Annotated in this window: 14 protein-coding genes; all 14 read right to left on the bottom strand. The window is 47.8% G+C overall.

Annotated elements, in window-relative coordinates:
• The 14 genes from T3H97_RS05890 to T3H97_RS05825 all read right to left on the bottom strand — a co-directional run bounded on the left by T3H97_RS05890 (nt 1) and on the right by T3H97_RS05825 (nt 14,135).
• Nucleotides 1–1,101, bottom strand: coding sequence for a glycosyltransferase (locus tag T3H97_RS05890; RefSeq protein ID WP_328801966.1), 1,101 nt, complete (start codon nt 1,099–1,101; stop codon nt 1–3).
• A 28-nt stretch (nt 1,102–1,129) separates the two neighbouring features.
• Nucleotides 1,130–2,278, bottom strand: coding sequence for a glycosyltransferase family 4 protein (locus T3H97_RS05885; RefSeq protein WP_328801965.1), 1,149 nt, complete (start codon nt 2,276–2,278; stop codon nt 1,130–1,132).
• Nucleotides 2,275–3,462: a glycosyltransferase family 4 protein gene (locus T3H97_RS05880; RefSeq protein ID WP_328801964.1), complete on the bottom strand. Its 1,188-nt coding sequence runs from the start codon at nt 3,460–3,462 to the stop codon at nt 2,275–2,277. The genes T3H97_RS05885 and T3H97_RS05880 overlap by 4 nt, the downstream gene beginning before the upstream one ends.
• Nucleotides 3,449–4,288: a glycosyltransferase family 2 protein gene (locus T3H97_RS05875; RefSeq protein ID WP_250243648.1), complete on the bottom strand. Its 840-nt coding sequence runs from the start codon at nt 4,286–4,288 to the stop codon at nt 3,449–3,451. The genes T3H97_RS05880 and T3H97_RS05875 overlap by 14 nt, the downstream gene beginning before the upstream one ends.
• Before the next feature lie 22 nt (nt 4,289–4,310).
• The gene (locus tag T3H97_RS05870) at nt 4,311–5,690 is read right to left on the bottom strand and encodes a lipopolysaccharide biosynthesis protein (RefSeq protein ID WP_069291326.1); all 1,380 of its coding nucleotides are present in this window, start codon (nt 5,688–5,690) and stop codon (nt 4,311–4,313) included.
• A 5-nt stretch (nt 5,691–5,695) separates the two neighbouring features.
• Nucleotides 5,696–7,138, bottom strand: a complete 1,443-nt coding sequence (locus T3H97_RS05865) for an O-antigen ligase family protein (protein ID WP_328801963.1) — start codon at nt 7,136–7,138, stop codon at nt 5,696–5,698.
• Nucleotides 7,139–7,143: 5 nt separating this feature from the next.
• Nucleotides 7,144–7,914, bottom strand: a complete 771-nt coding sequence (locus T3H97_RS05860) for a WecB/TagA/CpsF family glycosyltransferase (protein ID WP_028543109.1) — start codon at nt 7,912–7,914, stop codon at nt 7,144–7,146.
• Nucleotides 7,915–7,918: 4 nt separating this feature from the next.
• Complete coding sequence (locus T3H97_RS05855) at nt 7,919–9,256, bottom strand: O-antigen ligase family protein (RefSeq protein ID WP_053324850.1); 1,338 nt, start codon at nt 9,254–9,256, stop codon at nt 7,919–7,921.
• Between the two features lie 10 nt (nt 9,257–9,266).
• Nucleotides 9,267–10,202: a glycosyltransferase gene (locus T3H97_RS05850; RefSeq protein ID WP_061830280.1), complete on the bottom strand. Its 936-nt coding sequence runs from the start codon at nt 10,200–10,202 to the stop codon at nt 9,267–9,269.
• Entirely contained in the window at nt 10,202–10,900 is a 699-nt protein-coding gene (locus T3H97_RS05845) for a sugar transferase (protein WP_013309152.1), read from the bottom strand. The genes T3H97_RS05850 and T3H97_RS05845 overlap by 1 nt, the downstream gene beginning before the upstream one ends.
• A gap of 16 nt (nt 10,901–10,916) precedes the next feature.
• Entirely contained in the window at nt 10,917–11,810 is an 894-nt protein-coding gene (gene galU, locus T3H97_RS05840; protein ID WP_013309151.1) for a UTP--glucose-1-phosphate uridylyltransferase GalU, read from the bottom strand.
• Between the two features lie 39 nt (nt 11,811–11,849).
• Nucleotides 11,850–12,488: a CpsD/CapB family tyrosine-protein kinase gene (locus tag T3H97_RS05835; protein WP_013309150.1), complete on the bottom strand. Its 639-nt coding sequence runs from the start codon at nt 12,486–12,488 to the stop codon at nt 11,850–11,852.
• On the bottom strand, nt 12,472–13,215 hold the full coding sequence (locus T3H97_RS05830; RefSeq protein ID WP_025720510.1) for a YveK family protein: 744 nt from the start codon (nt 13,213–13,215) through the stop codon (nt 12,472–12,474). The genes T3H97_RS05835 and T3H97_RS05830 overlap by 17 nt, the downstream gene beginning before the upstream one ends.
• Nucleotides 13,216–13,496: 281 nt before the next feature.
• Nucleotides 13,497–14,135 carry a response regulator gene (locus T3H97_RS05825; protein WP_025720512.1) on the bottom strand — a complete coding sequence of 213 codons (639 nt, stop codon included), beginning with the start codon at nt 14,133–14,135 and terminating at the stop codon, nt 13,497–13,499.
• Nucleotides 14,136–14,221 lie beyond the last annotated feature (86 nt).

Raw genomic sequence — 14,221 nt, 5'->3', positions numbered from 1 at the left:
TCATCCTCCTTTTAGAAAGTTCACATAGGCTTGTTCTACATACTTTTTTAATTGATCCTTGAAGTTTTCTTCATCAAATTTGCGCGCATGGGTAATGATATCGTCCACATTCCATGCATGTTGCTCAACCTTTTCGACAGCCTCCAGCACATCCTCTACTTGATGCTTGCGGAAAAATACGCCGTTCACATGAGGAACAATCGTATCCAGCGCTCCCCCGCCCTGAAAAGCGATGACAGGCCGTCCGGCCGCATTCGCCTCCAAAGGCGTAATACCGAAGTCCTCTTCACCCGGAAAAACGAGCGCTCGGCATTCTGCCATCAGCTTGTTAACCTCTTCGTCCTCAAGCCTGCCGAGGAACTCAATGTTCGGGGCGGCCATACTTTCGAGTCGTTTACGATCCGGTCCTTCACCCACAATGCGCAGCTTGAGACCGTTACGTTTGAATGCTTCGATCGCGAGATCGATGCGCTTGTAGGACACCAATCGGGATACGATCAGGTAATAGTCACCGATGTTTGTAGCGCGTTTAAAACGGGATGTGTTAATAGGTGGGAAAATCACATCCGAATCCCTTTGGTAATAGTGCAAAATTCTTCGTTTAACAACTGAAGAGTTGGCGACAAACTGGTCTACGTTGCGAGAAGTTTTGGCATCCCATGTTTTCAACCGGTTCATGTACAGCTTGAGCATGTTTTTGAGCAGGTTGGATTTGGACTGCCGGGCCATATATGTATCGTAATCCCAGGCAAACCGCATCGGTGTGTGACAATAACAAATGTGAAACGTATGTTTGGGTACCTGGATGCTTTTCATAAATGCACTGCTGGAGCTTAAAACAATGTCGAAATCCCTAAAATCAAAATCACGGATAGCGATGGGATACAGCGGCAGCACTCCTTTGAAGTTGTCCTTCACTCCTGGGACTTTTTGTAGCCAAGTGGCTCTAATATCCGCATCCTTCAAGTTACGCGACAGGCGGTCGTCGCTGAACACCGTTGTGAAGATAGGAGCCTCCGGATACATATCGTGGAATACCTCTACTACCCTTTCCGCTCCGCCCATTTGGATTAAGTAATCGTGTGCTATCGCTATTTTCATCTGAATCATCCTTTAACGCGAATGTCGGTCAGACTCCTGCCAACAAACCCTTATAGTAATGAACTATATCCTTAACTGTGTTCTCGATGACAAAATGCTTCTTGACCCGTTCCATCCCTCTCTCACCCATCTGCTGACGTTCTTGTGGATGCTCCAACATCCAGCGGATGGCTTCTTCCAGCTTAGCCGGATCACCCGGTTCAATAAGCAGCCCGGTTTCATGGGGTACCACCGTTTCCTTGGGCCCACCCTCATTGGAAGCAATCACTGGGAGACCCGCAGCCATGCCTTCAATAATGACCTGACCGAATGGTTCTGGTGTAATAGAGGTATGAATCAGCAAATCACAACGCTGCATCAGGCCTTGAATGTCATCGACGTGTCCCAGCAGATTGACGTTAGCCAACCCGTATTCGCGCATCGTGGACTCTAATCGTTGCTTGTATTCCTCTTCTCCGAACAACGCATCTCCAGCCAGCCAGAATTTCACGCGCTGATCCGGTAAAAAGGAGCGTGCTGCTTCCAGTAAAATATGCTGTCCCTTCCATTCCGCCAATCTACCGACCAATACGACGTTAAACGAGTCATCACCACGTAAATGCGCAGCCGTGTCACGTGCTGTAATTGCTTTGGCAAAAGCGGAATATACGACAAGCGTCTTTTTGTCCGGGGGTAACTCCAACGCACTCAGCGTGGACTTGGAATTAGCAATCACTCCGTTGGGCAAAAAGCGAGACATCAGCCGAATCCCTTTGGCTACAATCGGCTTCAGATATGGCGGACCGATGTGGTCACGGATATGCCAGATCAAGGGCAGCTTCGCCGATTTGGCGGCTACTGTACCATACAGTGCAGACTTGAGCGAGTTCGTATGAACGCACACGACCTTTTCCTCACGCAGCAAGGGCGCAAGTTTTCTACCGTAAGCCAGCAAACGAAAAGCTGCTGCAGGCGCACCTAGATTCACGGCATTCCGTCCCCGATTACGAATCGAATCGTCCAATGGAACGATGCGCACATCAATATCACGCTGCCGAAGCCGATCTGCCAAATCGCCCTCCTCTGCCAAAATAACGAGCGGGTCGATATGTTCCCCGATATTCGTCAGTATGTTGTACAAAGCGACTTCACCGCCGCTCCATCTTGCCGTATGGTCAATATAAGCTACTCTCATCATTTCGCCGCCGCCTTTCTATCAAGGACCTGTCGGAACACCTCTTCCACCTGCTCCGCTACATGTCCCCATGTATATCTGCTCAGGACATGGTCCCGGCATTCCCTTGCATTCGGTAGAAGTTCACGATGATCCAGCACACGCAGCAACCCTTCAGCAATGGCTTCACTATCCGTTCCCTTGAACAAAAGCTCGGGACGGAATCCTCTTAAAATCTCCTTGTTGCCACCCACAGGAGTCGCCAGCACCGGCAGTCCCGAGGCCATCGCCTCCACTGTGATCAGACCGAAACCTTCCAGTGCCTGTGTGGGTACAACGAACAAATTCGATGCTTGATGGTACAATGGAAGCTCCTCATCCGACACATAACCGAGCAGCCTTACATGGTTATGAAGATTGTATTCCGCCACCTTGGAAGCCAATTCCTCCATCAAGGGGCCCTTCCCTCCAATCAGCAACACATGATCAGGATGACGCTCGGTTACTCGTCGCCATGCTTCCAGTAGCTGTAGAAGTCCCATTCGATTAACAAGACGACGAACGGTTAGCACAATCGTCGCATTTTGCGGCAAATTCAGGCGCTTCCGCACGGCTTCTTGATCCTCTGCCGGGTGGAACCTTTCTACATTCGCCGCACCAGGAATAATATGAATTTTGCTGAGTGGAACCTTATAGTGCTCATGCAAAATATCCCGAAAAGTCTCGCTTAGCACTATAAATTTATCCGACAGACCGTAGGCCTTCATTTCAATGGATTTAGCCAACGTCGTTTTTAGAAAATGCTTAATACCCTGTCCTTCAATCTTCATTTCCTCCGTCCACGGTCCGTGAAAGGTGGTAACTACCGGGATCCCTCTTTTTTTCGCCTCCAGCGCCGGTCCAACACCATAGGGAGCAAAATGGGAATACAGTACATCTATCGGTTGCTTGTCGAACAGCCCTGCTGCATATTTTTGCATTAGTTCTCGGCGCTTCCAGATGGATTGCTGCTTGCTGCCAATCGAATGAATCCGAATACGATCGGGTACCTGCGGCTGCTCGTCACTACAGATTAGAGCATCCAGCGTATTGCGCTCTAACGTAAGCTGCTCACAAATGGATTTGAAATATGTGTTGAGACCTCCTGGCTGCAAAGACGGCCAGCTAAGCCCCGTTGCCGCAATACGAAATCCGTTATTGTACGACATAGCTGGTTTCTCCTTTCTGCTCGGTATGTCCATCATCCACGATTTCTAACTTTTTTCGCCGCTTGGTTAGCTCATAATGCTTGAAGCAGACGAGAAACTCATACATCACCCAGAATACTGCTACGGCAAAACCCGCCAATCCCTTGCGGTATAAGCCTTGGACAAAATACTTCTGCACAAAGCGGGCAGGAGGCCGCCACAACAGTCTGGTCATCCGAAAGGATCTTCCTTTGTTAAATGCCGTCTCTGCTTCCAGATCTGTATATTTGTTAAAACGGGTCATATGATCACTGATGCTGCGGAAGCCGTAGTGCCATAACACGCCCTCCAGATTGACAATCTGGGAAGAGGCTACATCCGGCATTTCATGAACAAGACTATTCGTAATGCCATAAATACGCCGATTGTACAAACGAACCAGGTACTCGCCTTTGTTCATCCATTTGCCAAGAAAATCTCCAATCCGAAATACGGAATATGCTTTGGCCGGATCGTGGAGTGTTTCCTTAACTTTCAACAAGTCTCCAAGCAACTCTGCATCCACTACTTCGTCCGTATCAATCAGGAATATCCAATCAAATTCCGCTTTTTCAACACCAAACATGCGCTGCTTGGCATAACCGGGCCACGGGTTAGAAAACACCCGACAGCCCAAGGATTCAGCTACCTGAATCGTATTGTCCTTGCTCCCTCCGTCAATGACGACGATATCGTCCGCAAAGGGCTTGCAGGATTTAATGGCGGCTGTGATTCGAGTGCCATCATCCTGAGCGATAATAACTACGGATATCCGGTTGTCCGCGGGAACGCTAGACATGTGGTTCATTAGCGGGTGCCTCCTTCTTTATCTAACCGTTAACTGGCTTTTTCCGGATGTAGTGTGACATCGTTGATCGGAGCCATTGAAAATCTTGTTTGGAAATAAGCAGTCTTGGAATCTTCATTTTCAGAACGAATTTAACATTACATAAAATGAAAATGAACCGTAGAATCCCCGAAGACAGCATTGCTATCCCTGCACCCGTCAATCCATATCTCGGCACGAGTATGGACAGCAATGGAATGACGAGCGCCAATCCGACACCCTGTAGAATGGTAACCAGCTTGGGCTTACCCAACGCCATAAATTGTTGTGCCAGCACCATGGTCCCTCCACTGATAGCAACCTCAAGCACCAGGAACCGGAATACCGTAAGTGCTTGTTTAAACTCTTGACCATATAACAATGTAAATACGAATGGAGCAATCAGCATCAGCATCACCGCAGCCAGAAAGGTTGCCGTTGATGTCACTCGAAATGCCCGAAATGTTATGGCCACCGCCTCTTCCTTATTCAGACCGGAGGCTTTGGGAAACAGCACGACAATGATCGAGGTGGAAAATACATTCACCATCCTGGCCAAGCTGACCGCTACTGCATATAAACCGAGATCAGCGGGTCTGAGCAGACCCGCAATCAAAATCTGATCAATATAAGTGGAAACCTGCCCCATGAGATCATTTCCGTATGAACCCATACCATAGGTAAAGAGATTTTTAAATTGCGTCCAGCTGTTCTTTACCTTTGGTTTGTACAGTCGAATCATTCGTATCGTGACACCGATATAAATCGGCAAGCCTGGCAGTAAATAGGCCAATGCCGAGGTGTACGGATTCATATTTCCGGTTAAGATCAGAATCGCCAGACCCAGCAGTGTACTTAGCGGAACCAGATACCGGAATAAATTGTACTGCTTATATTCCGAGCGAACTTGAAGCAATGCATTATTGATCTGTGAAATCGCTATGAGCGGACACATCATCATGGAGCACTGCGCGAAAAGTATGACCGATGAAGAAAAAGAGCGCAGCCAATAAGGAATTAGAAAAACTCCGACGAGTGTCGCCAAGCCCCCGAACATGGTAGCCAGCAGCAAGGCCAGACCATACAGCTTGCCCGTTTCCTCCGGTTTCCTTTTCGCATTGTAAATCAATGCAGACGGGACACCGAAGCTCATGCAGAAGGCGAGAAATTGGGACCAGTTCACCATCGCTGTCTGTTCCCCGCGTCCAGTAGGACCCAGGAATCGTGCCGTTAGCACACCAGTCAGCATATTCACGACGAGAATCAGCATACTGAATATCATCGTTTTTACTGCTGCAGAGCTGTTATCCTTGCTTTTGGCAAACCGAATCACTGTGGACCATAGTGTCCGGACAGGTGCGGATAATGCTTGTAAGTTTTGCACAGCCTTTACCTTCTTTCCGCGATGACATCTTTTGCCCATAGTCCTATTCCGATCATCATCCAGATCAGATAGCCGCGCATACCAGGGAAACCATTATCCGATATGAGACTGGCTACAGCTCCGGCCCACGTAGCCAACGCTAGTCTGATATAAGGTTGACTGGAATCTCGTTCGGCAATACGGACAAGAAGGCGCTTGATGATAACGAACAGACCACCGAAGAAAAAGAATGCTCCGAAAATACCGAAGGTGAGGAAAATGGCAATATATCCATTATCCATAATCCCAAGTTCGCCGAGATCGCCGCCGTTATCAAGCTTGGTTCCGATTCCTACACTCCCGATCCCCTGCCCGACCGGATTGCCAGCAATCGCCGGAAGCATCGTATGCAGTAAATCCAAACGTTCATTGTACGAATGATCCTGCTGAATATCCGTCAGCGTCTGCATGCGAGCCACCAAACCTTCTGCCCCTGGAAGTTTTGGAACAATGATGTAGAGAAGAAGGCCAACTATAGCTAGTTGAAACAAGGTTTTCCACTTTCCCTTGGAAGATGAACTGAGAATGTAAGCCAGCAACATGACGAATGCAATTAGCCAGGCTGAACGTACCAGCGTGATTAAGAGACAAACGACCGTCAGCAGGATTCCGATCCATCCCAAAGTGCCACGCCAACGTTTTTCCATTAGCATGGGTACAAGTGCCATCGCCAGGAAAATAGCGCAGGGACCGGGCGAGTTCATGGAAGAAAATACTCTGATTTGAAGTGGTTCTGGAACACCAATGGAATTCATTTCTACATGATTCATCCAAAATGCATCCCACGGAGGCACCGTCAAGTACTGGATAATGCCGTAAATTGCCACAAGAACAGCAATGTTGGCATATGAATACAACAGTCGGTCCAGCTCCTTCGCCTTCATGGGCTTAATCGCAAGATAAGGCAACAGGATCAAAGGAACCACATAATTGGCTAAATCATAAGCAAAAACAATACCATTTTTGAATAACCCGACCACACTTCCGTAGGCCAATTCTATGCCGAAAAATACAGCAATTCGGGTCAAGGGTTTTTCCGCCTGATGAATGCCTCGCAACACAGGAATAATCAACATACTGCTTACCAGCAGCGGTGCCACGCTCAACAAGGAAACCGAGTGATATGTTCCCTCCATCCAATCCGCAATGCGGCGGATTTCCGGGCCTACTGCCCACACTGCCAGTGTGTAAGGAATCAGTAGCCGCGATTGCAGGATCGCCAGCAGGAAGGCCGGAAAAACGAGCGCCAGCAATATGGCTCCCTGCTGGCTCATGGTGGGATTCATCTTGGCGCTGACAAATCCGATGGCGAGTGGCAACATACAAGCCAGCAACCCCATGCCGATCATGCCGATTCCACGCCGATTTCCTAGCCAAACGGAAATCTGCTGATCTGCCAACCGACTCATGTTTCTCACCCCTGACCTCCCTTCATCCGCTTCCGCTTGAACATCTCCTTAAACAGCAGAACGAGAAATTGGGAATCCTCAATCAAATATCTTTTCCACAATCGTTTAGGCTCCTGAGACAACCTCCAGAACCATTCAAATCCCGTCTTCTGCATCAGCTCCGGTGCTCTTTTCACATTTCCCGACAGGAAATCAAAGGTCGCTCCCACCCCAATTGAAATCGGAGCGCGGTAAGTCTCATAATATCTGTAAATCCATTTTTCCTGTTTAGGTGCGCCTACACCTACAAAAACGATGTCCGGGCGAGCCTCTTGAAGCAGTTGGATAATGTGCCTATTCTCCTCCTCGTTTTTCTCAAAACCATAAGAAGGAGAGTAACAGCCCACCACATTCATGTTCGGATAAGATTCCTGGAGATTGAGCATAGCCTTCTCAGGAATACCGTCAGCTGCACCCAGAAAAAATAAACGATAGCCTCGATCCTCAAAAGCCTCTCCCAGCCGAGTGAACAAATCTGACCCGGACACCTTTTGTTTGAGGGGTTTTTTCAGTAACTTGGACGCCCATATGATAGGCATTCCATCGGCCACTACAGCTCCGGCATCCGAATACACCTTGCGGAATTCATCATCCTTGCGAAGCTTGATCACATGATCGACATTACAGGTCAAAATGTAGGAATGACGCTGATGTTCAATAGAAGTATCTATAAATTCGAGTAGATCATTAAAATCGTAATTATCAAAGTTGACATCGAACATGTTCACTCTGCTCATCGTATCACTTCTCTTTGCGAAAATCGGTTTGAGTAGATGTCTGGTATAACGCGTTTAAATACCAGCAAAATGGAATAATCATCTGAACCGTCGACAACGTATTATCTGAAAACGAGTAGATCAGAAAGCCTGCAATTAAGCTTGCAAAATAAGGTTTGATAGACTTGGCAAGCGACCGGTAAATGAGAGCGAACACGATCAGCAATGAAAGCATTAATAGCCCGCAACCGATATATCCCGTGTCAAAATAAAAGCGTATATACTCGTTATGCGGTACAACAAAGCCATTGAATAATGTCCCGTCGTTCGCGACCGTTACCGCGCCAAGACCTCTCCCTGACCAAGGGTAATCATGTACTCTGTTCAAAAAATATTCCCATGCCTCCGAGCGTCCCGACAGGTCAATGCCTGTATCGGTCTCCCGTTCGAAGGAGCGTTTTTTTAAATTGTTCCATTGCAGGGCCACCGCCCCCAGAGCAACCAAAAACGATCCGGCCAGCGGTAGCAAATAATTGACTTTCCCCTTGAGGTACTGACGGGCAATATCAAACAGATACACAGCAAACATTAATAACAATGCCAGAATCGGTCCACGTGTACCGGTGGCGATCAGAATCAGAAAGTTCAGTGCCAACACCGTGTAATAAAAAGCGGCTTGCTTGGGTCTGCGCTTGACCTCAATTAGAGAGACGGCAATTCCGAGAAAGGAGAGCATTGCCAGATGCGGCGGTATATTCGCTCCTTGTACTCTGACTGCGCCCGTAAATTCTACATCCGTAAACGAATGCAGCCCTAGAACCTGCAAACCCAGTCCAATGACCACACTAATAATGGGCAACAGACTGATCAGTCGGATATGCTTTTCTGCTACATCCTTTTTCCACTGGATCAGTAAAAAAAAGAAAGGGAGTGATAAACCGACGAACGCCTTGACGGCAATCGAGGTCGTTAACAAAGGCAGCCATGCTGAAAATCCAAATGTGATCCCCAGCATGATCACCAATGCCCAGACCGGATAGCTGAACTTGAGACGTATGCCATACACAAGCATGCACGGCACCAGCAGAGCCAAAATGCCCAATTTGTACAATGACAAAATCTCAATACCGAACACGCCACCCTGATACAGAGAATCGACTGAGACTGCTGTACTTAGCAAAACAGCGTAGCTGATGCGCTCTGGATGATGGATAGAAACAGCCAGCAAGAGCAGTAAACATACCGCCGCAATACTGACCACCGGCTGATAGGTAGCCGCAATTCCTACAGCAAGAGCGCCCAGTAGAAAAATAAAAACATGCTGTATGGTGTTTATTCTAGTAGTCCAAGGATAGTTACTCATGTTCCATCTTTCACCCCGCAGCTGACTCGCTTTTCCGGTTGCGCAGTGTATCCAGCGTCCCACGGATACTTTCAAGCCTGCACCGGTTCAACAGCTTCCTGCCCTCACTACGCGCCAGCAGGGAATCCACAGTGATGTATAACACTTTGGCTGCCGTCTTCGCCATCAGCATCGCGTTGCCGCGCAGACCTACGGCCTGAGCAGCGTTAGACATGCCCTGACAATAGTAGCGGTTCATGATCCATTCTTTCGTTAACCGTGAAGCCGGCACAAAATGTTCCACAGACATGTGTGGATGATACATAATCGTTCCACCATTTTTACGGATTTGCTCGAATACCCACGATTCTTCACCAGATAGAAGGATATCTCCCTTTCTGCCTAGATGAAGCGGGAACATAACGGCAGCAAAAGCCGTTTTGCGCATCGCCATATTCGCTCCAAATGGATTCAGTCCCGACGGATATTCACGAACGGCTTTGCCCAGATCAATAATCGTGTAAGGCAGTTCAAGCGGGCCTGTCAGCCAACCCGGTCGTTCCGTCTCAAACATAGGGTCGATTTTCCCACCCATAGCCGTCAGCTCAGGATTGTTCCCGAATGCTGACATAATCGTTTGCAACCATGTAACACACGGAATTGCATCATCATCGAGAAAAGCAATGACTTCCGCTCTTGATAACGTAATGCCTGCATTACGAGCAGCAGACAGTCCTTGTTCGCGCTCATAATGATATCGGAGATGGATATTCTGACCATGGGCGACGGTGAACCTTTTGATCGTCGCTGCTGTATGATCGGTGGATCGGTTATCGACCACAATGATCTCAGCCAGTGCAAGGTCTTCCAGCTCCAGCAGGGACATTAACGTTTTCTCCAGCAGGTCCGCCCGGTTATAGGTGCAAATAACGACGGACACTGCGGGACATCGCTTGAATGCATCCATCAGTAAGCATCCTTGGAGAACAGCATTTTAACGCCTGTTTTCATGATGATTTTCAAATCGAGCCACGTATTGCGAACATGAATATACTTCAAATCCATTTGCACCATTTCTTCGAAGCCTACACTGTTACGTGCGCTCACCTGCCAGTAACCCGTACATCCCGGTGTTACAATCAGGCGTTGCTTATCATAATCGGAATATTGCTCGACCTCGCTGGGCAACGGCGGACGCGGACCGACTAAAGTCATGTCGCCGACCAACACGTTCCACAGCTGTGGAATCTCATCAATACTCGTCTTGCGCAGAAAACTGCCAATTTTCGTGATCCGAGGATCGTTTTTAATTTTGAACATGGCGCCGCTCACTTCATTCAGCTCCATCAAGTCCTTTTTCAGTTCCTCAGCATTGGACACCATTGAACGGAATTTATACATATCGAATAACTTCTCATTCTTGCCCACCCGAGTTTGCTTGAAAAACACGCTTCCCTTTGGGTCTTCGAGCTTAATCAAAACGCCTACCACTACAAACAGCGGAAGCAAGACGATCAAGCCCACGAACGACAGCAGCATATCAAGGAGGCGTTTTGTGACCAGGTAGGACGTTTTATCCTGAATTTGTGTATTTCCGTATGGCATGTAAAACGCTTTACCTGACATGACAGCCTCGCCGTCCTCCGGTAAATTTTCCATGCTCATGCTGACGTACCCCCTCTCAACCTGCCGTGGTTGCTTTCTCGGTCTTTTTCAACCATTCATTCATGGCCTCCATAACCGGATACTTCAAATCATCGCTGGCAAGTGCAAATTCAAGTGTGGTTAAAATATATCCAAGACGCTCACCTACGTCATAACGTGTGCCTTCAAAATCATAGGCGTACACACGCTCACTCTGATTCAGCTTTTGGATTGCATCCGTCAACTGAATTTCGCCGCCAGCTCCTTTTTCCTGAAGATCAAGATATTTGAAAATTTTCGGCGAGAACACGTAGCGACCCATAATAGCCAAATCGGATGGCGCTGTGCCTGGAGCCGGTTTTTCTATAAAATTATTCACTCGGTACAAGCGTCCGTCCTGCTGATCCGGTTCAATGATGCCATACCGGTTCGTAAATTCCTGCGGTACCCGCTGCACACCGATAACCGAATTTTGAGTTTCCTCATACTGATCCATCAGCTGGCGCAGGCAAGGCTTCTGACCTGTTACGATATCATCACCCAGCAGCACACCAAACGGCTCGTCCCCGATAAAGCGTCTTGCGCACCATACCGCATGTCCAAGACCTTTGGGTTCTTTTTGGCGAATGTAGTGAATTTCCACTCCCGAAGAACGCTGTACTTCCTCCAGAAGCTTCAGCTTACCGTCCTCGAGCAGTTTGGATTCCAGCTCAAATGCGTTGTCAAAGTGGTCCTCAATGGCACGTTTGCCTTTACCCGTAACGATAATAATGTCCTCAATACCAGAAGCAATCGCTTCTTCCACGATATATTGAATCGTAGGCTTATTGATAATTGGAAGCATTTCCTTAGGCATCGCTTTTGTGGCAGGGAGGAAGCGCGTACCTAACCCTGCTGCTGGAATAATGGCCTTTTTCACTCTTTTCGTCATCGCACTCATTCTCCTTGCTTCATCGAATTTTGGTGTTGCTTACTTCACCTGATTCATCACAATTCCAACCAGCGTCGCACTGGCCTGCTCCATGAGTTGCTTTGTTTTGCGTAGATCTTCCCGTTTGGTACGACCATGTCTAGCAACGAGAATCACACCATCCGTTAAGCCTGCAATCAGGCGAGCATCCGTATAATTCAGCGCCGGAGCCGAATCGAGTAAAATGATGTCATATTCACGTTTGAGCTCTTCCAGTAGCTCAGCCATACGTTCGCTACCGAGCAGATCTGCTGCGTTGTACAGGGTGTCTCCACCGGGAACAACCGATAGCTCCAGTCCACCATGCCTAACGATAGACTTGGAAGAAGCCCCGCCGCGCAAATAAGCCGATAGACCTCCGGTATTCTCCATTCCGAATATCTCATGCAGCGCTGGTTTATGCAGATTACAATCCACCAGAGCTACCTTCTTGCCTTCTTGTGCAAAGGAAACTCCGATGTTGGCGAGCAGTGTTGTTTTACCCGCTCCGCTTTCCGGCGAGGTTAACAATAGAACCGTCCCACGGTCCTTTTGCCCAATCACCTGCTGCCGGATGTATGTACGGAGGGATCGAAATGATTCCGAGATATACGATGATGGATTACTTTCTGTAATCAACATGTCATTCAATCGCAGCATATTTACGCTCCCCTACCCGTTCTTTGGAATTTCCGGCTGCTCCATCGACGTCCTTCTTGCGAATGACTGGAATCGATGCAATTACCGGAATACCGATGTCCGCGTCCGCTTCTTTCTCCGAGCGCAGCGTACCGTTAATGCTTTCCAGGAACACAATCGTGCCCAATGCAATCATCAGCGATACGAGAAAACTAATCGCAATATTCATGAGCGGGTTCCCATTAATCGGGTCAGGATTGGCCTGAGGGTCCGCTTCATTTAAAATTTTCACATTATTCAATTCCATCAATCCCGGAACTGTCTGTACGAATTTCTGGGTTACCGCGTTTACAACCGCTGCGGCCTGTGGATAGCTCCCTGCCTCAAACGTCAAGCCGATAACCTGACTTTTATCCGAGGATTTAATCTGCAGCTTCTCTGCCAACTTCTGCTGCGTCAAACCGAACTCGGGATGAGTCGCTACAACAGCGTCCATAATTTTAGGCGAAGTGAGAATTTGCTTGTAGCTTTCCACCAAATTAAGACTTGTGTTGACGTCGTTCAGATTGTTGCTCCCCTGCTTGGCGGAAATATGATTAACCAGCAGTTGGCTTGAAGCGGAGTAGACTGGCTTCACGACATTGTCGCTCACAATGTATGTTGTTACACATGAGAGAATGACAAAAATCGCAATCAGCCACAATCTTCTTTTAATCAGGACTAGATAATCCAAAATGGTTTTCTCCACAAAAATCCTCCCTCCTATACAATTTCTCTTCATATTTAAGTATGACTTTATTGTAACAATTGGCTCTATGAACGACATGGAACCGAATGGCACTTTCTCCCTCACTACAGGGGGAGGGGAATGTATACTTTCGGATACGGCATGGTATACTTTTGTACCATACATTGTCGATTATGGAAAAAGAAATCGAAAAAAGCCTCAAAACCACCAAGGTTGGTGATTTTGAGGCTTTTCCTACCACTCACACATAAAAGTGCAGCGTAGCTTATAGAGTCAGCTCATCATACGATATTTGTTGGCTGGTACTTCGCCAGACCAATGGCATTGGCATACAATGCTGCCTGCGTACGATCCGCCAGCCGCAGCTTGGCCAAGATCTGACTGACATGCTTTTTGACTGTGAACTCACTGATAAATAACCGGGATGCAATTTCACGATTGCAAGCTCCTTGTCCCAGCTCGACCAGCACTTCCTTTTCCTTTGGCGTCAGGTCGTCGGTCAGATTGCCCGCATCTTCACGCAGCTTGTTTTCGAGAATAGCCGGATCATAATATTTGCGTCCTTTGTTGACAAGATGAATCGCGTAAATTAGTTCCTCAGGCAATGCTTCCTTAAGCACATAACCGTCCACGGAAGCTTCCTCTGCTTTCAGAAAATCTTCACGTGTTGCGGAAGAGGTCAGCAAAATAAATTTACTTCTGAAACCACGTCCGCGTGCTATCTTGATAATATCCAGCCCCGATTCATCAGCTAGTTTCAAATCCAGCAGCACCAGATCCGGGTCCGTTTCCTCAATCACCACAAGTGCTTCCTGTTGATTCTGGGCCTCTCCCGCAAACTGAACATTGGGCTGCATGGATATAACCGCAGCGAGTCCTTTCCGTACTAAAGGATGATCATCGACAATGACAATTTTCATGATTCGGCCTCCTGTCTACAGTTCAGGATTTGCATAATCCCTATGTATCCGATTGTTACCGCAGATTTTGTATTGCAGAATGTTCA

Origin of the sequence: Paenibacillus sp. LX16, assembly GCF_036252815.1 — a bacterium.
GTDB lineage: Bacteria > Bacillota > Bacilli > Paenibacillales > Paenibacillaceae > Paenibacillus > Paenibacillus polymyxa_B.
This window is presented reverse-complemented; position numbering and strand designations above follow the sequence as displayed.